Origin of the sequence: Nocardia grenadensis NBRC 108939, from assembly GCF_001613445.1 — a bacterium.
In the GTDB taxonomy this organism is placed as follows: domain Bacteria; phylum Actinomycetota; class Actinomycetes; order Mycobacteriales; family Mycobacteriaceae; genus Nocardia; species Nocardia grenadensis.
Genome location: NZ_BDCJ01000010.1, coordinates 80072 through 100905, shown reverse-complemented (window position 1 = coordinate 100905; position 20834 = coordinate 80072). Strand labels below are relative to the sequence as shown.

The window sequence follows — 20834 nt, the reverse complement described above, 5'->3', positions numbered from 1 at the left end:
GCGCCCCGGCATTCGCCGGGGCGCGCACCGCGCGCTGCTCGGGTGAGGGTCCGATGACGATGAGGGCGGATTTCCAATGACAGCATCCTTGCCGGCCGCCGCGGCCGTTCTCGCGCAGGGATCGATCGACTTCAACTACCAGGGTGTTATCGATCAGTTCTGGCGGCTCACGGTCGACGGTTTGTCCTACGGTGCGATATATGCGCTGGTGGCGGTGGGGTACACCCTGGTCTACGGGGTACTCCGGTTGATCAATTTCGCGCATTCCGAGGTGTTCATGCTCGGTATGTTCGGACAGTACGTGGGCCTGATGTTGCTGGGGTTCGCGCCCAGCGGCAATGTCTACAGCCAGGGCGTGATCCTCACGGTGACCTATATGGGCCTGGCGATGATCTTCGGAATGGCGGTGTCGGGCGCGGCCGCGGTCGGATTGGAGCGCGCGGCCTATCGGCCGCTGCGCCGCCGCGGTGCCAAACCGTTGACCTTCCTGATCACCGCGATCGGAATGTCCTTCGTACTCCAGGAATTCGTGCACTTCGTGCTGCCGAAGCTGTGGCCGGACCTGGGCGGTACCAATGCGCAGCAGCCGATCATGCTGGTCGAACCGACGGTGCAGTTCACCATCGGCGGCGCCGACGTCACCAATGTGACGTTGGTGATCGTGGTGTCGGCGGTGACACTGGCGGTCCTGGCCGAGGTGCTCATCAACCGCACCCGGTTCGGACGCGGTATCCGCGCGGTGGCCCAGGATCCCGATACCGCCACACTGATGGGGGTTTCGCGGGAACGGGTCATCATGTTGACGTTCCTCATCGGCGGTCTGCTGGCCGGTGCCGCCGCGATGCTGTACGTGATGAAGATCCCCAACGCCATCATCTTCTCCGGCGGGTTCGTGCTCGGTATCAAGGCGTTCAGCGCCGCGGTGCTGGGTGGTATCGGGAACCTGCGCGGTGCCCTGCTCGGTGGTCTGCTGCTCGGTCTGGTCGAGAGCTACGGCCAGATGCTGTTCGGCACCGAATGGCGGGATGTGGTGGCGTTCGTGGTGCTGGTGCTGGTGTTGTTCTTCCGGCCCACCGGCATTCTCGGCGAAAGTCTCGGGAGGGCCCGCACATGAGCACGGTGCAGATCGAGAAAACCGCGGGGCACGGCCTGGGCGACGAGATCCGTGCCTGGTGGGCCGGGCTGAGCCGCCCGGCGCAGTGGGCGGTGGGTATCCCCGCCCTCACGGTGCTGGCGCTGCTGCCACTGTTCCCGCCGCCGCTGCTGGACACCCCGGGGACCAGTTTCGGCGGGGTCATGGCACAGTTCGCCATGTACGCCCTGATCGCCATCGGCCTGAACGTGGTGGTCGGCCAGGCCGGGTTGCTGGATCTCGGCTATGTCGGCTTCTACGCGGTCGGCGCCTATACCGTCGGCCTACTGACCAGCCCGAACAGTCCGTGGAACCAGACCGACGGCGGTTGGCTGCACTCCGATTGGGCGTGGCTGGCCTGTGTTCCGCTGGCCATTCTCGTCACCGCGGTCTCCGGGTTGATCCTCGGTTCGCCGACACTGCGGCTGCGCGGGGACTATCTGGCCATCGTGACCCTCGGCTTCGGTGAGATCGTCCGGCTGCTGGCCGACAACCTGGGTGAACTCACCAACGGCAGCCTGGGCCTGTCCGGGATCGCCTATCCGCATATCGGCGAATCGGAAGCCCGGCCCAACGGTGTGTTCTCGGCCGGTAACGTCGGCGATCCGAACAGTTCCGACCTGGTCGACCGCGCCAATTCCGGGACCTGGTGGTACTGGGTCGGCATGCTCGCCGTGGTGGCGGTGCTGCTGCTGGTCGGCAACCTGGAACGCAGCCGGGTCGGCAGGGCGTGGGTGGCGATCCGCGAGGACGAGGATGCCGCGGAGATCATGGGTGTACCCACCTTCAAGTTCAAACTGTGGGCGTTCATGATCGGCGCCGGGATCGGCGGCCTGTCCGGCGCCCTGTTCGCGGGACAGGTGCAGTTCATCAACCCGACCGGCTTCAACATCATCAACTCGATGCTGTTCCTGTGCGCGGTGGTGATCGGCGGCCAGGGCAATAAACTCGGCGTGATCGTCGGGGCCTTCCTGGTGGTGTACCTGCCGAACCGGTTGATGTCGGTGGAGATCACCGATGACGAGACCACCGGATACGTCCAGCTCGTGGTCGCGCTCGTGATGGTCGCGGCACTGCTGGTGGGCTGGCGGCTGCGGGCCCGCGAGCTGGCCGGCCCGTGGCGCTGGGTGTATCTCGCGGTGACCGTGCCGGCGGCGGTGTACGCCGTGCTGCTGCTGAGCAGTGTGCTCATGTTCTATTCCGGCGGCGCGCAGAGTCTCGGCGACCTCAAATATCTCTACTTCGGAATCGCACTGGTGGTGATGATGATCCTGCGACCCCAGGGCCTGTTCCCGGTCCGGCAGAAACTGCTCGCCTACGGCCGGCAGATCGTGCGGGCCGTCCGCCGGCCCATCGCGGAGGTGACGTCGTGACCGGGCCGAACGCGGGGGACGCGCTGTTCGACAACGAGGATCTGGCCGCCGGATACGCGGCCGGGCAACCGGTCGAATCGTCCGGTGAGGTCGACGTGACCGCTGTCGATCCGGCGCTGGCCGACGCCGCGACGGTGGCCGAGGTGGTGGCCGCGCACCGGGAGATCCGGACCGAGGTCGGGGCGCCGCTGCTGCGTACCGAGAACCTCACCGTGAAGTTCGGTGGGCTCACCGCCCTCGAGGCGGTGAGTTTCGAGATCCGGCGCGGCGAGATCCTGGGCCTCATCGGCCCCAACGGTGCCGGGAAGACGACCTGTTTCAACGCGATCACCGGGGTGTACCGGCCCGCGGCCGGCGCGGTGTACTTCGACGGGCAACCGCTCACCAAGAGCAAACGTAACGCGATCACCCGGCTCGGGATCGCCCGGACATTCCAGAACGTGCGGCTCTTCGGCGAGATGACCGCGCTGGAGAACGTGGTGGTGGGCACTGACGCCCGGCATCGGACCTCGGTGCCGGGGGCGATCCTGCGGACGCGGCGGCATCGCCGGGAGGAACGCGACGCGCTCGAACGCGGGATGGCACTGCTGGAATTCGTGGGGATCGCCCCGCGCGCGGTGGAGAAGGCCCGCAATCTCTCCTACGGCGATCAACGGCGCCTCGAGATCGCGCGGGCGCTGGCGACCGAACCGAAACTGCTGTGTCTGGACGAGCCGGCCGCCGGGTTCAATCCGAGCGAGAAATCCGCGCTCATGGACCTGATCCGAAAGATCCGCGATGACGGGTTCACCGTGTTGCTGATCGAGCACGATATGCGGCTGGTGATGGGGGTCACCGATCGGATCGTGGTGCTGGAGTTCGGGCGCAAGATCGCCGACGGCCTGCCCGAGCAGATCCGTACCGATCCCGCAGTCATCGCCGCCTACCTGGGCGTACCGGATGAGGAACTGACGGCGGCTGATCTCGCGACCTCCACGGCGGCGGTACGGGCGGAGCAGGACGCGGCGGGTGACGCCGGGCACGGAGCGGAGGAGCGGGGATGACCACGGCACCGGACCAGTTCACGCCGGATACCGGCACCGAGCCGCTGCTCGAGGTCACCGATATGGTCGTCGGCTATGGCAGAATTCAAGCCCTGCACGGTATTTCGCTGCGGGTCGCCCCCGGGGAACTGGTCACCCTGCTGGGTGCGAACGGCGCCGGGAAGACCACCACCATGCGCGCCCTGTCGGGATTGTTGCCGTTGACCCGGGGGCAGATCAGGTTCGAGGGACGCGATATCAGCCGGTTGAAGGCGCACCACCGGGTGATCGCCGGGCTGGTGCAGGCGCCCGAGGGCCGGGGCGTGTTCCCGGGGATGACCGTGCAGGAGAACCTGGATATGGGGTGCTACGCCCGGCCCTTCGCGAAGAAGACCGAGTACGACGCCGCCCTGGACCGGGTTTTCGAACTGTTCCCGCGCTTGCTGGAACGGCGTAAGCAGGCCGGCGGCACGCTCTCGGGCGGCGAACAGCAGATGCTCGCCATCGGGCGGGCGCTGATGGCCCGGCCGCGGTTGCTGCTGCTGGACGAACCGTCCATGGGCCTGGCGCCGATGGTGATCCAGCAGATCTTCCGGATCATCGCCGAGATCAACGCCACCGGTACCACCGTGCTGCTGGTGGAGCAGAACGCCCGGCAGGCGCTGGCCCGCAGCGATCGTGCCTACATCGTGGAAACGGGAGAGATCACCAAGACCGGGCGCGGCCGCGAGCTGCTCGACGACCCCGCGGTACAGGCCGCTTATCTGGGTGTCGGCTGAGGCCGGCTCGGTAGGGGTGGCGCCGACTCGGGACGGCCCGGTAGTGAGTCGTCGGCGGGGGCCTTCCGCTCCGGGCGGCCCGGGCCCGGGCCGGGGCCGACCTGGTACGGGTGTGGGCGGGTGTCGGTGGGGGTCCCTAGACTCTCGGGGTGTGACCTCACCGACCACTGCGCAGCCGACGACCTCCGCCTCCGCCGCCCCGGGTTCCTCGGGAGAGCGGCCCACGCTGCTGCTACTGGACGGGCATTCGCTGGCCTACCGGGCCTTCTTCGCGCTTCCCGCGGAGAATTTCCAGACGGTCACCGGGCAGACCACCAATGCGGTGTACGGGTTCACCGCCATGCTCATCAATCTGCTGCGCGACGAGAAACCGACCCATGTGGCCGCCGCCTTCGACGTCTCCCGGCAGACCTTCCGGGTGGAGGCCTACCCGGCGTACAAGGCGAACCGGTCGGCGACTCCCGACGAATTCCGCGGGCAGGTCGAGCTCACCAAAGAGGTGCTGGGTGCGCTCGGTATCCCGGTGATGGCGATCGAGGGCTATGAGGCCGACGACATCATCGCCACGCTCACCGCTCAGGCCGTGCCGCAGGGGTACCGGGTGCTGGTGGTCACCGGCGACCGTGACTCGATCCAGCTGGTGTGCGACGACGTGACGGTGCTGTACCCCCGCAAAGGGGTCTCCGATCTCACCCGCTTCACCCCGGAGGAGGTCGAGAAGAAATACGGTCTCACCCCGGCGCAGTACCCGGATTACGCGGCGCTGCGCGGTGACCCCAGCGACAATCTCCCCGGTATCCCGGGCGTGGGGGAGAAGACCGCCGCCAAATGGATCCGCGAGTACGGGGATCTGAACACGCTCGTCGACAAGGTGGACGAGGTGCGCGGCAAGGTCGGTGACGCGTTGCGCGCCAATCTCAGCAGTGTGGTGCTCAACCGGCAGCTCACCGAGATGGTTCGCGACGTCCCGCTGCCCTACACCCCCGATCAGCTGGCCCAGGGGGCCTGGAACCGGGAGCGGATCCACCAGCTGTTCGACGATCTGGAATTCCGGGTACTGCGTGATCGGCTTTTCGAAACCCTGGCCCCGCCCACCGTGGAGGCCGACTCGGGTTTCGAGATCAGCGGGGGCACGCTGGAGCCCGGCAGTGTCGCGGACTGGCTCGCCGAGCACGCGAAATCCGGTGCCCGGCACGGTATTTCGTTGTCCGGTACCAGCACGCCGGCGGCCGGTGACGTGCGAGCCCTCGCCATCGCCGCCGCGGACGGCGAATCCGGCTATATCGATATCACCGCCCTCACCGCCGAGGACGAATCGGCGCTCGGTGCCTGGCTCACCGATACGTCGCATCGCAAGGCCCTGCACGAGGCCAAGGGGGCGCTGCACGCGCTGCGCGGTCGTGGCTGGACCCTGGGCGGTCTGAGCAGCGATACCGCCCTGGCCGCCTATCTGGTCCGGCCGGGGCAGCGCAGCTTCAACCTCGATGATCTGTCGCTGCGGTACCTGCATCGGGAACTGCGCACCGAGACCGAGGCCGCGCCGCAGCTCTCCCTGCTCGACGCCGAGGACGCGGTGGACGCCGAACTCGCGCAGAACGAGATGCTGCGGGCCCGCGCGGTCGCCGATCTGGCCGACGCCCTGGACGAAGAACTCGCCAAGATCGAATCCACGCCGTTGCTCGACGAGATGGAACTGCCGCTGCTCGGGGTACTCGCCGAACTCGAGGACGCCGGTATCGCCGTCGACACCGATCAGCTCGGCGAATTGCAGCGGCAATTCGCGGACAAGGTCGCCGAGGCCGCGAATGCCGCCTACGACGTGATCGGCAAGCAGATCAATCTCGGGTCGCCGAAACAGCTACAGGTGGTGCTGTTCGACGAACTCGATATGCCGAAGACCAAACGCACCAAGACCGGCTATACCACCGACGCGGACGCGCTGGAATCGCTCTACGAGAAGACCGAGCATCCTTTCCTGCAGCATCTGCTCGCCCATCGCGACGCCACCCGCCTCAAGGTCACCGTGGACGGCCTGCTGAAATCCGTGGCCGACGACGGCCGGATTCACACCACCTTCAACCAGACCATCGCCGCCACCGGGCGGCTCTCGTCCACCGAGCCCAATCTGCAGAACATTCCCATCCGCACCGATACCGGCCGGATGATCCGCGACACCTTCGTGGTCGGCCCGGGCTACGAATCGCTGATGACCGCCGACTACAGCCAGATCGAGATGCGGATCATGGCCCATCTCTCCGGCGACGAGGGCCTGATCGAGGCCTTCAACTCCGGCGAGGATCTGCACAGTTTCGTCGCCTCCAAGGCGTTCGACATCCCGATCTCCGAGGTCTCCCCGGAGGTCCGCCGCCGGATCAAGGCGATGTCCTACGGCCTCGCGTACGGCCTCAGCTCCTACGGTCTGTCCGCCCAGCTGAAGATCAGCACCCAGGAGGCGAAGGAGCAGATGGACATCTACTTCGCCCGGTTCGGCGGTATCCGCGACTATCTGCACGCCGTGGTGGAGCAGGCCCGCAAAGTGGGCTATACGCAGACCCTCTTCGGCCGCCGCCGTTACCTGCCCGACCTCGACCACAGCAACCGCCAGCGCCGCGAGGCCGCCGAGCGGATGGCGCTCAACGCCCCGATCCAGGGCACCGCGGCCGATATCATCAAGGTCGCCATGATCAATGTGCACAGCGCGCTCGCCGAGTCGGGGCTGCGTTCGCGGATGCTGCTGCAGATCCACGACGAACTCGTCTTCGAGGTCGCGCCGGGCGAGCGGGAACAGTTGCAGGAGCTGGCCCGGGAGCAGATGGCCTCGGCCATCGAACTCTCTGTCCCGCTCAGTGTTTCGGTCGGTGTCGGGCGCAGCTGGGATGCGGCAGCCCACTGAGTTCACTCCTGGATGAGTGATTCCCGATTGCTGCCCGCCTGCTGGCGGGCAGCAATCGGCTTGGTGGGTGAATCGCGGGATCGGTTGCGCGGGTGTAGAAGCGGAGGGTATCGACGTGACCGAAGACCTCGATCCCTCCCGACCGCACTCCATCTTCTCGTCGATGACCATGTCGTGCCTGCTGGGCGGCGGCATCCGGGTCGCCCGAAGAAGCCGAGCGCGATCCCATTTCTGAGAGCGGATGTCGCATCCGTGATCTCGGCGCGGTGGGATCGCTGCCGATAAGGCGAGTCTTCCGGCGCGTAAACATGTCCGACGATCGCGGACGGGTTTATGATGCTCGGCAGGTACCGCGGTCCACCGAAACGGTGAGTGTTCCAGTGCGGTACGAAACCGTCTTCGACTGCTGTGGTCGATTTCGCGGGATACGAGTCTCTGACCCGCGGACGCGCGGCGCTGACGCTGTGGGTGAGTTCGTGTGTGAAATCCCGATCTGTTCACAACTGACTGGAGCACGATGAACCGCAAGTTTTCGTACGCCGTCGCGGCCCTTGCCGCGGTGGTCACGACTGTGACGGGGGTTCTCTCCGTCGCCGATTCAGCGGCCCGGGCGGCACCGGGGGAGATCACATCCGGCGGCCTGCACATGGTCGCGTCCGCGAATGCCAATACTGTTGTGCCGTCCCCCGATGCAGCGCTGGGGGTGCCGTTCGCCCACGCGGTCAAGGTATCCGGTGACTTCTCGGTGGCCCTCGACGCCGGCTCGCCGGTGCGCGGGGGCGAGATCGTGGCCGGATATCTGATCGGCTGCGCCGTCGAGCTCGCCGGTATCTGGGTCGGAATCTCGCCGAGTGTCGGTACCAACGCCGAGCTCGCGACCTCGTTCGGGATAGACGGCCATGCCGACCTCGGCCTGGCGATAGACGCCCCGCCCACCGTAGGGATCGGTACGGGTGTCAACCTGGCGGTCATACCGGCCGTCGGGGTAGAGAGCGGCCTCGCGGGCGAAGCCGTGGTGAGCCTGGCCCCGGGGATCGTTACGGCGGCGGTGATCGGCGCAGCGGAACTCGACGAGGAATCGACCTTCCCGTACTCCTTCGCCCACACCAATACCCCCCTGAATGTCAACCGTTGCCTGTCGCCCGCTTCGGCCATGCCGTTCGTCACTGTTCGCGCGGATTCCACCGGTGGCAGTGTGCAGACCACGGGCTACGGAGCATCGTTCGCCTTCTGAGCGACACCGGGCACCCGCCGCGGCAACGACGGCGGCCGGTACGGGAACGGCTGTGGCAGATCACCGTCGGCCGGCACCGGCAGCGAGAAGGCCGGCACCGGGGCGCCGCCACACCGGGGGCGGCGACCGGATATCCGGCAAGCGGATTACCGGCCAGAGAACTGCCCGAGCGGTCGAGCCCGCGCCGACGATGCCATGCGCGCACGGCAGGTTGCCGGCGGCGGGGCGGGGCGTCGATCGGACGGACTGGTGCCGCTCGGGCTGTGCGCTCGGCGCCGTACCCGGGTGCACGGGCGTCGCGGGAGCACCGCGGGGTAGTGGCGCGAAACCGGCGCCCGGATCGAGGGCGCGGAGTCCGTTCCGTCACGCCGGCCTGGACAGCGCTCCGGGTTGCCTACCGGTGACCAGGGAGAACAGTCGTCGGCGGTAGGCGAAACGGCGGGCGAAGATGGTTGCCATCTTCCTCGGAAGTCTTTATTCTCGACCCCGTGCAAATCCTTGCCGGCTGCCTGTGCGCCGCGCCGATGTTCGCAGATCGCGACGGTGCGGTGCTCCTCTCGCGTACCGCGGAGTCGGCTCGTCGGCTACTTGCCGTAGTAGTAACCCGCCGTAGCGGGGTCTGATTCGGACCGGCCCCCTCGCTGCGGGCCCCCTTATTCTGCTTTTGCTGGTCCCCCAAACCTGCCGACCATCTCTGGGAAGACCTACGTGCTCATGACCACATTGACTCTGGAAAATAACGCCCTGACCACGGCCGCCCCGCGCAGCCTGCGTACCGAATGCGCGGAACTGACGGCCGACCAATTCCACGACCGTTACGGCGAATGCGCCGGTCCGATCCGGCTCGCGGGCTGGTCGTCCACCGGTGCGCGCGGTGGCGCCTTCACCGCGACCCTCGAATTCGCGGGCTGGTCCCGTTCGGTCGTGGCGGCGGGCAGCCCCATCGCCGCTATGACCTCGGCACTCTACGAAGCCGGCTACCCCGTCGAGATTCTGCGGTTCCATCAGCGTCGCACGGCGGTGGGTACCGCGACCTTCGTGCAATGTGAATGCGACGGCCGCCGCGGCTGGGGCGCCGCTCTCGCCACCGACGGCGCGGAATCCTCGGTGCGGGCGATGATCGCCAGCGTGAACCGCCTGGGGGCGCTGCGCTAGCGGGCTACCGGCCGCATCTTTAGCACAACGCAACGGCGGGCTCCACACCATCCCCGGAAAGTGTGGAGCCCGCCGTCGTTCGTCAATCCTATTCGGCTGCTTCGCCGTTGGCCGCCTGCTGCTCGGCGAGTTGCTTACGAACCTCGTCCATATCCAATGCCTTCACCTGGGAGACCAGATCCTCCAGCGCCGCCGGCGGCAACGCCCCGGGCTGCGCGAAGACGAGCACACCCTCGCGGAAGGCCATGATGGTCGGGATGGACTGGATATTGGCGGCCGCGGCCAGGCCCTGTTCCGCCTCGGTGTCGACCTTGCCGTGCACGACATCGGGATGTTTCTCCGACGACGCATCGTAGGTCGGGGCGAAGCTGCGGCACGGTCCGCACCAGGAAGCCCAGAAATCGACGAGTACGACGTCGTTACTGGTGACTACGTCATCGAAATTCTGCTGCGTCAGTGTCTGGGTGGCCATGACGTCCTCTCGTGGTCGGTTTCAGGCTGTAACGCCGGCCCCGGCCGCGGTGTTCCACGGCGGTGTCGTACGCCACCGGCCCCCACCCTACGTGCCGGGGCCGGGGTGCGCTCCGGCTCCGGTCAGCCGTGTTCGGCGACCGACCATGCCCGGCGCCGGTCGCCGTCCCAGCGCCGGACACCCACCACGGTCGCGGTGGTATCGCGGTCGGCCGCGACGGCGGCCACCGCGTCACCGATCCGCTGCGGGAGGACCCGTCGCGCCAGCGTGACATGCGGTGTCCACTGGTTCGGGCGCAGATTGGCCGGGATATCGGGACACGGCTCGATCACCTGGTGGATGCGGCGATGCTAGGCCAGCAGTTGTTCGGACGGGACCACCGCCCGTACCAGGATCGGTCGTCGTGCCCCGAACACCAGCACTCCGCCGAGACGTACCGGGAAGGGCCGGAACGGCAACCGGTCGAGCTCCTGCTCGATCCGCGGCCAGATCTGCCGGGCCACCGCCACGGTGATATGCGGCCGGTGGTTTTCGGTAGCGCCGTCGTGTCTGCTCTGTCCCAACCCCGGTAGCCCCGCTTCGGCGAGCAGTTCCCACTGCCGCCGGATACGTTGCTCGGCCGCCTCGTCGAGCAGTAATTCCACCGACTGCACCATGATCTGCAGACGGTAGCGGGTCGGGCGCCGGAGTACGGGCGGTGGTCTTCCCGGGCGCCGCGCCCGGAGATCAATCTTGTGTTACTCGGGGTGTGCCGCGAGCCGGGGTCGCCTACTGTGCCTGACAAGGTCGATGAGCGGCCGAGGGTCCGCAATTGTTGGCGAGCGGCAGGTGGTGGCGGTGGTGTATCGATCCGGTGCCCGAGTGCGGCGGATTCTGTGCGGGCTGGCCGGTATCGCGCTGCTGGCCGGGTGCGTGACCAATGTCGAGGACACCGGGCCCGTCCCGCCCAAGATCACGGTGCGAGCGGTGGACGCGCTGGCCGCGCGGGTGCCGGCCGATATCGCCGCCGCCGGGGAGGTGGTGGTCGGGGTCAATGTGCCGTATCAGCCGAACGAGTACCGCGACCGGCACGGCACGATCGTCGGCTTCGATGTGGATCTGATGGACGCGGTGACCGCGGTGCTCGGACTGCGGGCCCGCTACGCCGAATCGGCGTTCGAGAAGATCATTCCCGCCGTTCAGGCCGGTACCTACGATATCGGCATGTCCTCTATCACCGATTCGGTGGAGCGGGAGAAACAGGTCGATTTCGTCACCTACTTCAGCGCGGGGGTGCAGTGGGCACAGCGCACCGGCCGGCACGTCGACCCTACGAACGCCTGTGGTAAGCGCGTCGCGGTCCAGGCGACGACGGTGGAGCACATCGAGGAGGTCCCGGCCAAGAGCGAAGCCTGTGTCGCCGCGGGCCGGGACCCGATCATCATCGACGCGTTCGACGAACAGAGCGCGGTGACCAATGCGCTGGTACTCGGCCAGGTCGACGCCATGTCCGCGGATTCCCCGGTCACCGCGTACGCGATCGAACAGACCGGCGGCAAGATCGAACCGGCCGGCCCGATCTTCGACGCGGCGCCCTACGGGTGGGCCGTCGCGAAAGGGTCGCCGCTGGCGCCGGTACTGCGCGACGCGCTGCAACACCTCATCGACACCGGGCAGTACCGGCAGATCACCCTGAACTGGGGAGTCCAGGAGGGCGCCCTGCGCACCTCCGTGATCAACGGTGCGAGGGAGTCGACGCGATGACCGCAGATCCGAGTGGGACCGCCCGGCCCGAACCCATCGCCGCGGTGCCGTTGCGGCGGCCCGGCCGCTGGGTGGCCGCCGCGCTGATCCTGGCGCTGGCCGGATTGTTCGTCTACGGCGCGGCCACCAATCCCGCGTACCGCTGGGATGTGTACTGGCAGTATCTGCGCGATACCCGGATCGCGGCGGGTGCGGTGGTCACCCTGGAGCTCACCGTGCTCGCGATGGTCATCGCCGTTGTACTCGGTACCACGCTGGCGGTGATGCGGCTGTCGCCGAACCCCGTACTGCGGGCGAGTGCCTGGGTCTACCTGTGGATTTTCCGCGGGACCCCGGTATACGTACAACTGGTCTTCTGGGGGCTGGTCCCGTCGCTGTACCAGAACGTCGCGTTCGGCGCGCCCTTCGGCCCGCGCCTGGTAGAGGTCGATGTGCAGAGCTTGCAGGCCGGGTTCGCGTTCGCGGTGATCGGGCTGGGGCTCAACGAGGCCGCGTATATGGCCGAGATCGTCCGGGCCGGTATCAACTCGGTGGGGGACGGGCAGCGCGAAGCGTCCATCGCCCTGGGTATGTCCTGGTCACAGACCATGCGACGGACCGTGCTGCCGCAGGCCATGCGGGTGATCATCCCGCCGACCGGCAATGAACTCATCAGCATGCTGAAGACCACCGCGCTGGTCACGGCCATACCGCTCAGTACCGACCTGTTCGGCCGGGCCCGCGATATCTACGGGGTGAACTTCCTGCCCATCCCGCTGCTACTGGTCACCGCCACCTGGTACCTGGCGATCACCAGTGTGCTGATGGTCGGCCAGTACTACCTGGAGAAATACTATTCGCGGGGCATATCCCGGCAGCTGACCGCGAAACAACTCCAGGAGCTGGCCGACGCGCGCGGAGAGGTACGGGCGAAATGAGTGGGACGGAACCCATGGTCCGCGCCGACCGGGTCTGCAAGAGTTTCGGGGCGCTACGGGTCCTCGAGGGCATCTCGCTGGACGTGCGGCACGGCGAGGTGCTGTGCCTGATCGGACCCTCGGGCTCGGGAAAATCCACCTTCCTGCGGTGTATCAACCATCTGGAGCAAATCGACGCGGGCCGGTTGTACGTGGACGGTGAACTGGTCGGCTACCGCGAGAAAGGCGGCAAACTCTACGAGCTGCATCCGCGCGACGCGGCCCGCCAGCGGCGGGAGATCGGTATGGTCTTCCAGCATTTCAATCTGTTCCCGCATCGCACTGTGCTCGCCAACATCATCGAGGCACCCGTGCAGGTCAAAAAGGTCCGCCGGGCCGACGCGGTGGCGCGTGCGGAGGAGCTACTGGACCGGGTCGGGCTGGCCGACAAGGCCAATGCCTATCCGGCGCAGCTGTCCGGGGGGCAGCAGCAGCGGGTGGCGATCGCCCGGGCGCTGGCGATGGACCCGAAACTCATGTTGTTCGACGAGCCCACCTCCGCGCTGGATCCGGAGCTGGTCGGTGAGGTTCTCACGGTCATGCGTGAGCTCGCGGCGTCCGGTATGACGATGATCGTGGTGACCCACGAAATGGGGTTCGCCCGCGAGGTGGCCGATCGGCTGGTGTTCATGGACGCGGGAGTCGTGGTCGAGGCCGGCCCGCCCGATGACGTGCTGACGAATCCGGCACAAGACCGCACCAGGGCGTTCCTGTCCCGGTTGCTGTAGCTGCCGTTCGGGCCGAGTGGCCTGCGCGCCTACCGGAAGTGGACCCGCGCGGTGACCTGTTCGGTGAATTCGCCGGTCGAGGCCTGGCCGCCCAGGTCGGCGGTGGCGATACCGGCGGCGAAGGTTGCCGCGACCGCGTGTTCGATCCGTTCCGCGGCCCGGGTGAGGACCGGCCGGTCGTGCCGGTCGGCCAGCCGGCGCAGCAGCATGGCCGCGGACAGTTGCAGGGCCACCGGGTTGGCGCGATTGTGCCCGGCCAGCTCGGGGGCCGCGCCGTGGACGGCCTGCGCCATCGCCCGATCGGCTGAACAGTTCAGGGACGCGGCGGTACCCAGTGATCCGCCGAGCTGCGCGGCCAGATCGGACAGGATATCACCGAACAGGTTCTCGGTGACCAGGACATCGAAATCACCGGGGGACCGGACCAGATGGGCGGCGGCGGCGTCGGCGTGCTCGTCCGTCACCGTCACATCGGGGTACTCGCGCGCCACGGCATAGCAGGTGTCGCGGAACAATCCCATGGTCAGCGGCAGCACATTCGCTTTGTGCACGATGGTCACCCGGCCGCGCCGCGCGGTGGCCAGCCGGAAGGCCTCGTGCGCGATCCGTTCGGATGCCGCCCGGGTCACCAGGCCGACCGACAGGGCGATATCCGGGGTGGGGCAGAACTCCCCGGACCCGACCGCCATGTTCCGGTCGGCATAGAATCCCTCGCTGTTCTCCCGGACGACCACCAGGTCTATATCTGGTGCGATCGCCGCGACACCGGGAAACGCTTTCACGGGCCGGATATTGGCGTGCAGGCCGAAATGGCGCCGGATCGCGCCACCGGGCGCGATGCGGTGCTCCGGGGGATAGGAGGCATTGTCGTGCGGGCCGAGGATCCAGCCGTCGGTGTCGCGCAGGCCGGTCAGGGTGGATTCCGGGAGGGCGGTACCGAATTCGTCGATGGCCCGGCGGCCCATCGGCAACGGGACCCAGTCGACCCCGGCCGCGCCGGCGGCGGACAGCGCCTCGTCCACCACCCGCCGTGCCGAACCCACCACCTCGGGACCGATTCCGTCGCCCTCGATCACGCCGAGGCGTAGCCGCTCACCCTGTGCCGTCTGGTCCATCCGCACATCGTCGCAGGCCATCGGCGGCGTCCGGTCGCGGGGCCGGGCGGTCCGCGATTCTTATCGTGCGGATCCGGCCCGGTCGCCGTCGTGCTATCTTGGTGATATCACTTTGATAGAGGGAGGATGTCATGACATTCCGAAACGCCACGCGGGTCAACGGGTTCGTCGTGCTATTGATCTGGCTGGTGCTCACCATCGCGCTGGCGGCGGTGGCGATAGCGGGATTCGCGGCATTCGCGCAGCATCAGAACGCCGCGGGATTGGCGGGGGCGATCGTCGCGTGTGTGCTGGGGGTGATCCTGCTGCTCGGTATCACCGGCCTGACGGTGGTGAACCCGAACGAGGCCAAGGTCGTCCAGTTCTTCGGCCGCTATATCGGCTCGGTGAGCGAACCCGGATTCTTCTCGGTCCTACCGCTGACCGATCGCCGCAGTATCTCGCTGCGGGTCCGGAACTTCGAGACCCAAAAACTGAAGGTCAACGACGCCGACGGTAACCCGGTGGAGATCGCGGCGGTGGTCGTCTACAAGGTGGTCGACAGTTTCAAGGCCGCCTTCGCCGTGGACGACTACGAGGAATACGTGGAAACCCAGTCCGAGGCCGCGGTCCGGCACCTGGCCACCACCCACCCCTACGACGCCCACGACGTCGACCGCACCAGCCTGCGCGACGGCGCCGAGGTCGCCGAGGAACTCACGGTGGAACTGCGCGACCGCACCGAGACCGCCGGAATCGAGGTGATCGAGGCGCGGATCACCCACCTCGCGTACGCGCCGGAGATCGCGCAGGCGATGCTGGTCCGTCAGCAGGCGGCGCAGGTGGTGGCCGCCCGGACGCAGATCGTCGAGGGCGCGGTGGGGATGGTCGGCCTGGCACTGAACCGGCTCACCGCCGAGGGCATGGTCGAACTGGACGAGGAACGCAAGGCCACCATGGTCTCGAACCTCCTGGTGGTGCTGTGCGGTGACCGGCCGACGCAGCCGGTGGTCAATGCGGGATCGCTGTACAACTGATGGCCGAACGCAAGAAGGTCCTGCTCCGGCTCGACCCCGCGGTCCACGATGCGATCGCCAAATGGGCGGCCGACGATCTGCGCAGCGTCAACGCGCAGATCGAATTCGCCCTCCGGCGCGCGCTGGAGCAGGCCGGGCGCGCGCCGCGGCCGGCCCGCGGCGACGAATCCTGACCGGACCCGACTCCCGGCTCGCCTTCGCGCGAGCCGGGAGATGTTTGTGTCCGTCACCGCTGGAGTGCCCCGCGACGGCAGGACCCCACCCACTCCACTCTTCGAGAGCGGGCTGCTAGGCCGTCGGTCACTGAGGGGTGCCGGGTTTATGGCTCACGAATATCGCCGTCCCCGGAAACAACTGCCCACGCAGCGGGCTCCACTGGCCCCATTCCCGGTCCAGCCATTCCGGCCACTCGGGTTCGACGATATCGTCGAGTACCAATCCGGCCCCGACTATTTCCCGGACCCGGTCACCGATGGTGCGATGGTGTTCCGCGTAGGTGCACCGCCCCTCGCTGTCGATCTCGGTGTACGGCGTGCGGTCGAAGTAGGGGATCACGGCTTCGAGGCCGTCCGGGCCGGGATCGTCGCGGAAGATCCACCGCATCGGATGGTTCACCGCGAATACCCAGCGTCCGCCGGGCCGCAACACCCGGGCGACCTCCCGCATCACCAGGGCCGAGTCGGCGACGAAGGGGACCGCGCCGAAGGCCGAACAGGCCAGGTCGAAGGATTCGTCCGCGAACGGCAGGGCCTCGGCGCCCGCCTGCACCAGCGGCACCCGCGGTCCGCCCCGGGCCATGGCGGCAAGCCCCCGTGACAGCATTCCCCGCGAGATATCGAGTCCGACGGGGTGGGCGCCCTGGCCGGCCAGCCAGCGGGCGCACGGCGCCGACCCGCAGCCCACCTCGAGAATCCGTGTGCCGGTGACCTCGCCGAGGAAGTGCATATCGCCTTCGTGCAGGCCCTCCGGGCACCAGACGAATTCGCCGCCGATGCTCTCGGTACCGAGGAAATCTCCGTGCGTATCGTGGTACTGGCCGGCGTCGGCGTCCCACCAGCGCCGGTTCGCGCGTTCGCTCTCGGCCGAGCCGATCCGGAGGCGTGCCGCACCCGCGGTGCCCAGCAGTTCGGTGGCCTGAGCGTGGCGATCTTGAACGAGGTCGTCGGACACGATACGAAGCCTATAGATCCGCTGCGGGGGGTCGTTTGCCCGCCCGGTTCCGGGTCGCGTACGCTGAACGCGCAAGTGATCACACCTGGAGCCGCTGGGTGTATCGCAGCGTACCGAAAGTCTCAATGTCCGCAACCGATCACAATCCGTCCGGAGCAAACCGCCACATGCCCACCACCGTCACCTCGCCGCAGGTAGCCGTCAACGATATCGGCTCCGCCGAGGATTTCCTCGCCGCCATCGACGCCACGATCAAGTACTTCAACGACGGCGATATCGTCGAAGGAACCATCGTCAAAGTCGACCGCGACGAGGTCCTGCTCGACATCGGTTACAAGACCGAAGGCGTCATTCCGTCTCGCGAGCTCTCCATCAAACACGATGTCGACCCGAACGAGGTCGTTTCCGTGGGCGATGAGGTGGAGGCTCTTGTCCTCACCAAGGAGGACAAAGAGGGTCGCCTGATCCTGTCCAAGAAACGGGCGCAGTACGAGCGCGCCTGGGGCACGATCGAGGAGCTCAAGGAGAAGGACGAGGCCGTTCGCGGCACCGTGATCGAGGTCGTCAAGGGCGGTCTGATCCTCGATATCGGGCTGCGCGGCTTCCTGCCCGCCTCGCTGGTCGAGATGCGCCGGGTCCGTGATCTGCAGCCGTATGTCGGCAAGGAGATCGAGGCCAAGATCATCGAGCTGGACAAGAACCGCAACAACGTGGTCCTGTCCCGCCGTGCCTGGCTGGAGCAGACCCAGTCCGAGGTGCGCAGCGAATTCCTGCACCAGCTGCAGAAGGGCCAGGTCCGCAAGGGTGTGGTCTCCTCCATCGTCAACTTCGGCGCCTTCGTCGATCTCGGCGGTGTCGACGGTCTGGTGCACGTCTCCGAGCTCTCCTGGAAGCACATCGATCACCCGTCCGAGGTGGTCGAGGTGGGCAACGAGGTCACCGTCGAGGTGCTCGACGTCGACCTGGACCGCGAGCGCGTCTCGCTGTCGCTGAAGGCCACCCAGGAAGATCCGTGGCGGCAGTTCGCCCGCACCCACGCCATCGGCCAGATCGTGCCCGGCAAGGTCACCAAGCTGGTGCCGTTCGGTGCGTTCGTGCGCGTCGAAGAGGGCATCGAGGGCCTGGTGCACATCTCCGAGCTGGCCGAGCGCCACGTCGAGGTCCCGGACCAGGTCGTGGTCGTGGGCGACGACGCGATGGTCAAGGTCATCGACATCGACCTGGAGCGTCGCCGGATCTCGCTGAGCCTCAAGCAGGCCAACGAGGACTACAGCTCCGAGTTCGATCCGTCGAAGTACGGCATGGCCGACAGCTACGACGAGCAGGGCAACTACATCTTCCCCGAGGGCTTCGATCCCGAGACCAACGAATGGCTCGAGGGCTTCGACAAGCAGCGCGAAGAGTGGGAAGGCCGCTACGCCGAGGCGGAGCGTCGGCACAAGATGCACACCGCGCAGATGGAGAAGATGGCGGCCGACGCCGCAGCCGAGGCCGCGGGCGGCGGCGGTTCGTCGAACTACTCCTCCGAGAGCGGCGCGCAGTCCAGCGTCAGCCAGCAGGAGTCGGCCGGCGGTTCGCTCGCCAGCGACGCCCAGCTCGCGGCCCTGCGGGAGAAGCTGTCCGGTAACGCCTGAGGCGACTACCGCTAGCGGATAGCCGAACGTAGGAAGACCCCGGCCCCATAAGGGGGCCGGGGTCTTTCGCGTATGCGTCGTCTGTCAGGGGGCCTCAACCCCGTGGCGCCGGAGGCGCCGCATATACAACAGTGGCCCGGTCCGAGGACCGGGCCACCGTTGTCCGTCGGGTACTAACCTGCCGGGACCGGGACCCAGCGCGGCCAGACGATCGACGGACGCGGGCGATGAGCGGCGAGACTGTGGCGGGGCGCGATGGTGAAAAGGCTGAGCCAGGGGCGGCGGTTCTTCGCCAGATACGCCGCCACGGCCGGAATGGTGAGACAGTGCACCCGCCCCGGCGCCCCCAGCCGGTGCCGGCCTGTGCGGTAGTACCTGATGCGCATGCTCGTTCCTTTGCTATCCGTAACAGGAGCGGTGAATCGGGGCGTGCACTCAGGCCGAACACTAACGCAGACACTGGCGTAATCAGGACATTTGCGCCGTTCCGCCACGCCTGGGCGTGTCGAGCGGTAGTGCGCGAAACCTCGTCGCCGGGCCGGCACGGGCGGATGCGAGACTGAGCGAATGCTACGAATCGGCCTCACCGGCGGTATGGGAGCGGGCAAATCTACGGTTGCGCGAGCGCTCGTGGCCCGGGGCGCGGTACTCATCGACTCCGATGTCATCGCCCGGGAAGTGGTCGCGGTCGGCACGCCGGGGCTGGCCGCCCTGGTCGAGGCGTTCGGCTCGGATATTCTGGCCGCCGACGGCAGCCTGGATCGTCCGGCGCTGGCGGCCAGGGCGTTTCGCGACGACGAATCACGCGCCACCCTGAACTCCATCACTCATCCGCTGGTCGGGCAGCGCACGGCCGAACTCTTCGCCGCCGCCGCGCCGGACGCCATTGTGGTCCAGGACGTTCCGCTGCTGGTGGAGAACCATATGGCGCCCTTCATGAACCTGGTGCTGGTGGTGGATGTCGCCGCCGAGACCCGGATCCGCCGCCTGGTCGAATACCGCGGCGTACCCGAGGACGATGCGCGGGCGCGGATCGCGGCGCAGGCGACCGACGAGCAGCGCCGGGCCGCCGCCGATGTGCTGCTGGACAACAACGGCCCGGCCGGAGAGGTCGAAGCCGCGGTGGCGCGGCTGTGGGATGAGCGGTTGGTCCCGTTCGAAGCGAATATGCGTTCCGCTAGCGCGGTACGTCCGGCGCTCCGGCTCGCGGACCCGGATCCGGACTGGGCCGCGCAGGCGCAGCGGCTGATCGCGCGGTTGCGGGTGGCCGCCGGTGCCGCCGCGGTGCGGATCGACCATATCGGTTCCACCGCGGTGCCCGGCCTGCCTGCGAAAGATCTCCTCGACCTGCAGATCACCGTGCCGGATCTCGCCGCGGCCGATGGTATCCGCGACGCGCTGGCCGCCGCGGGCTTCCCGGCGATCCCGCAGCACACCCACGACAGTCCGAAGCCCGGCGCCGGGGCCGCGGCGGATAAGGGGAGCTGGGCGAAACGCGTGCACGGCAGCGCCGACCCCGGGCGCCCCGCATACGTCCATCTACGGGTCGCCGGCGGGCCCGGGCAGGTGTTCGCGCTCGCCTTCCGCGACTGGCTGCGCGCCGAACCGGCCGCGCGGGCGGAATACGCCGAGGTGAAGCAGAAGGCGGCGGCCGCGGCCGATGGGCTCGATCGAGACGAGGCGGCCGCGGCCTACCAGGCGGTCGAGGAACCCTGGTTCGATGCCGTGTACCAGCGGGTGCTCGCCTGGCGGGCCGCGCATCCGGAGTAGCGGTAGCGGACGTGTCCGGATGGGCGCGCCCGCTTCGCGGAAGCGGGCGCCGGCCGGGCTGCCGCGTGGTGCCGACCGGTGGATCACCGCCAGGTGAGCGGCATATCCAGCGAGGCAGTCCAGGCCAGGAAGTCGTGGCCGTGGGCGGCGATACCGTCGATGGCCCGGGTGGCCGTGGCCACAGCACGCTCCGCGGCGTGGGCGTCCAGCAGGCCCACGGCGTGCGCGGCCAGGAGTTCGTCGACGTCGAGGAGTTCGGTCTCCCGTCCGGTGCGGACCACCAGGTCGAGATAATGGTCCTCCGAGCGCCATTTCTTCGGCGCGACCTCACCGAATTCGCCGATATCGAGGTAGTAGTCCTGGTCGCGCCGATGGGCCGGATGGAAATGGAAGACGGTCGCGCGCAGGTTCAGCTCTGGGAGCAGCCACGACTCCATGTAGTGGAATTGCGGGTGGTCGGCGGTCCGCGCCATGTACAGCCCCCAGGGTTCGAGATGGTAACGCTCCACATCGCGGACGAAACCCTTCGGATCGGTATTCGTCAGTTCCGCGATATCGAAGTACTCCACCTTCGGCCGGTGGACGTCCACGGTCGGTGCCTCGGTCACAGCTGTCGAATCTACCCACTGGGCCGCCGGGGCG

The 20834-nt window shown here is 67.7% G+C and carries 21 protein-coding genes; 14 read left to right on the top strand and 7 right to left on the bottom strand.

Annotation, left to right across the window (positions count from 1 at the left end):
• Positions 1 to 76: 76 nt before the first annotated feature.
• The 7 genes from NGR01S_RS12740 (at position 77) to NGR01S_RS12710 (ending at position 9588) form a co-directional block, all read left to right on the top strand.
• A complete protein-coding gene (locus tag NGR01S_RS12740; protein ID WP_063036413.1) occupies positions 77 to 1114 on the top strand; it encodes a branched-chain amino acid ABC transporter permease in 1038 nt (345 codons plus the stop codon).
• On the top strand, positions 1111 to 2505 hold the full coding sequence (locus NGR01S_RS12735; RefSeq protein WP_063036412.1) for a branched-chain amino acid ABC transporter permease: 1395 nt from the start codon (positions 1111 to 1113) through the stop codon (positions 2503 to 2505). The genes NGR01S_RS12740 and NGR01S_RS12735 overlap by 4 nt, the downstream gene beginning before the upstream one ends.
• Positions 2506 to 2600: 95 nt before the next feature.
• Positions 2601 to 3548 (top strand): ABC transporter ATP-binding protein, encoded by a 948-nt coding sequence (locus NGR01S_RS12730; RefSeq protein ID WP_433493003.1) that lies wholly within the window; start codon positions 2601 to 2603, stop codon positions 3546 to 3548.
• Positions 3545 to 4306, top strand: a complete 762-nt coding sequence (locus tag NGR01S_RS12725) for an ABC transporter ATP-binding protein (RefSeq protein ID WP_063036411.1) — start codon at positions 3545 to 3547, stop codon at positions 4304 to 4306. Before NGR01S_RS12730 ends, NGR01S_RS12725 begins: the two co-directional genes overlap by 4 nt.
• Positions 4307 to 4457: 151 nt before the next feature.
• Positions 4458 to 7199, top strand: coding sequence for a DNA polymerase I (gene polA, locus NGR01S_RS12720; RefSeq protein ID WP_063036410.1), 2742 nt, complete (start codon positions 4458 to 4460; stop codon positions 7197 to 7199).
• Between the two features lie 517 nt (positions 7200 to 7716).
• A complete protein-coding gene (locus NGR01S_RS12715; protein WP_063036409.1) occupies positions 7717 to 8433 on the top strand; it encodes an MspA family porin in 717 nt (238 codons plus the stop codon).
• Between the two features lie 714 nt (positions 8434 to 9147).
• The gene (locus NGR01S_RS12710; protein ID WP_063036408.1) at positions 9148 to 9588 is read left to right on the top strand and encodes a 2-isopropylmalate synthase; all 441 of its coding nucleotides are present in this window, start codon (positions 9148 to 9150) and stop codon (positions 9586 to 9588) included.
• A gap of 88 nt (positions 9589 to 9676) precedes the next feature.
• Here the strand turns inward: NGR01S_RS12710 and trxA are convergent, their stop codons facing one another.
• The 3 genes from trxA to NGR01S_RS32490 form a co-directional block, all read right to left on the bottom strand.
• Positions 9677 to 10060, bottom strand: coding sequence for a thioredoxin (gene trxA, locus NGR01S_RS12705; protein WP_063036407.1), 384 nt, complete (start codon positions 10058 to 10060; stop codon positions 9677 to 9679).
• 122 nt (positions 10061 to 10182) lie between these two features.
• The gene (locus NGR01S_RS32495) at positions 10183 to 10392 is read right to left on the bottom strand and encodes a hypothetical protein (protein WP_245664564.1); all 210 of its coding nucleotides are present in this window, start codon (positions 10390 to 10392) and stop codon (positions 10183 to 10185) included.
• Between the two features lie 18 nt (positions 10393 to 10410).
• Complete coding sequence (locus NGR01S_RS32490; protein WP_245664563.1) at positions 10411 to 10716, bottom strand: 2'-5' RNA ligase family protein; 306 nt, start codon at positions 10714 to 10716, stop codon at positions 10411 to 10413.
• A gap of 205 nt (positions 10717 to 10921) precedes the next feature.
• Between NGR01S_RS32490 and NGR01S_RS12695 the strand changes: the two genes are divergently transcribed.
• From NGR01S_RS12695 to NGR01S_RS12685, 3 genes are read left to right on the top strand one after another with little or no spacing between them, the layout of a single operon-like run.
• The gene (locus NGR01S_RS12695) at positions 10922 to 11803 is read left to right on the top strand and encodes an ABC transporter substrate-binding protein (protein WP_063036406.1); all 882 of its coding nucleotides are present in this window, start codon (positions 10922 to 10924) and stop codon (positions 11801 to 11803) included.
• Positions 11800 to 12720: an amino acid ABC transporter permease gene (locus NGR01S_RS12690; protein WP_063036405.1), complete on the top strand. Its 921-nt coding sequence runs from the start codon at positions 11800 to 11802 to the stop codon at positions 12718 to 12720. Before NGR01S_RS12695 ends, NGR01S_RS12690 begins: the two co-directional genes overlap by 4 nt.
• The gene (locus NGR01S_RS12685; protein WP_063036404.1) at positions 12717 to 13487 is read left to right on the top strand and encodes an amino acid ABC transporter ATP-binding protein; all 771 of its coding nucleotides are present in this window, start codon (positions 12717 to 12719) and stop codon (positions 13485 to 13487) included. Before NGR01S_RS12690 ends, NGR01S_RS12685 begins: the two co-directional genes overlap by 4 nt.
• Before the next feature lie 29 nt (positions 13488 to 13516).
• Here the strand turns inward: NGR01S_RS12685 and NGR01S_RS12680 are convergent, their stop codons facing one another.
• Positions 13517 to 14602: an isocitrate/isopropylmalate dehydrogenase family protein gene (locus NGR01S_RS12680; protein ID WP_063036571.1), complete on the bottom strand. Its 1086-nt coding sequence runs from the start codon at positions 14600 to 14602 to the stop codon at positions 13517 to 13519.
• Between the two features lie 131 nt (positions 14603 to 14733).
• On the opposite strand from NGR01S_RS12680, the gene NGR01S_RS12675 reads away from it, so the two are divergent.
• Positions 14734 to 15618, top strand: a complete 885-nt coding sequence (locus NGR01S_RS12675) for an SPFH domain-containing protein (RefSeq protein WP_063036403.1) — start codon at positions 14734 to 14736, stop codon at positions 15616 to 15618.
• Positions 15618 to 15791, top strand: a complete 174-nt coding sequence (locus tag NGR01S_RS31525; protein ID WP_169811905.1) for a type II toxin-antitoxin system antitoxin — start codon at positions 15618 to 15620, stop codon at positions 15789 to 15791. Before NGR01S_RS12675 ends, NGR01S_RS31525 begins: the two co-directional genes overlap by 1 nt.
• Positions 15792 to 15918: 127 nt before the next feature.
• On the opposite strand, the gene NGR01S_RS12670 is transcribed toward NGR01S_RS31525, so the two are convergent.
• On the bottom strand, positions 15919 to 16788 hold the full coding sequence (locus NGR01S_RS12670) for a class I SAM-dependent methyltransferase (protein ID WP_063036402.1): 870 nt from the start codon (positions 16786 to 16788) through the stop codon (positions 15919 to 15921).
• A gap of 167 nt (positions 16789 to 16955) precedes the next feature.
• On the opposite strand from NGR01S_RS12670, the gene rpsA reads away from it, so the two are divergent.
• Positions 16956 to 18422, top strand: coding sequence for a 30S ribosomal protein S1 (rpsA, locus tag NGR01S_RS12665; protein ID WP_063036401.1), 1467 nt, complete (start codon positions 16956 to 16958; stop codon positions 18420 to 18422).
• 173 nt (positions 18423 to 18595) lie between these two features.
• Here the strand turns inward: rpsA and NGR01S_RS30215 are convergent, their stop codons facing one another.
• Complete coding sequence (locus NGR01S_RS30215) at positions 18596 to 18808, bottom strand: hypothetical protein (RefSeq protein ID WP_084480794.1); 213 nt, start codon at positions 18806 to 18808, stop codon at positions 18596 to 18598.
• A 181-nt stretch (positions 18809 to 18989) separates the two neighbouring features.
• Here NGR01S_RS30215 and coaE point away from each other — a divergent pair, with 181 nt between their 5' ends.
• Positions 18990 to 20192 carry a dephospho-CoA kinase gene (coaE, locus tag NGR01S_RS12660; protein ID WP_063036400.1) on the top strand — a complete coding sequence of 401 codons (1203 nt, stop codon included), beginning with the start codon at positions 18990 to 18992 and terminating at the stop codon, positions 20190 to 20192.
• A gap of 83 nt (positions 20193 to 20275) precedes the next feature.
• Here coaE and NGR01S_RS12655 read toward each other — a convergent pair whose 3' ends face one another.
• A complete protein-coding gene (locus NGR01S_RS12655) occupies positions 20276 to 20800 on the bottom strand; it encodes a ribonuclease FAU-1 family protein (protein ID WP_063036399.1) in 525 nt (174 codons plus the stop codon).
• Between the last annotated feature and the right edge of the window lie 34 nt (positions 20801 to 20834).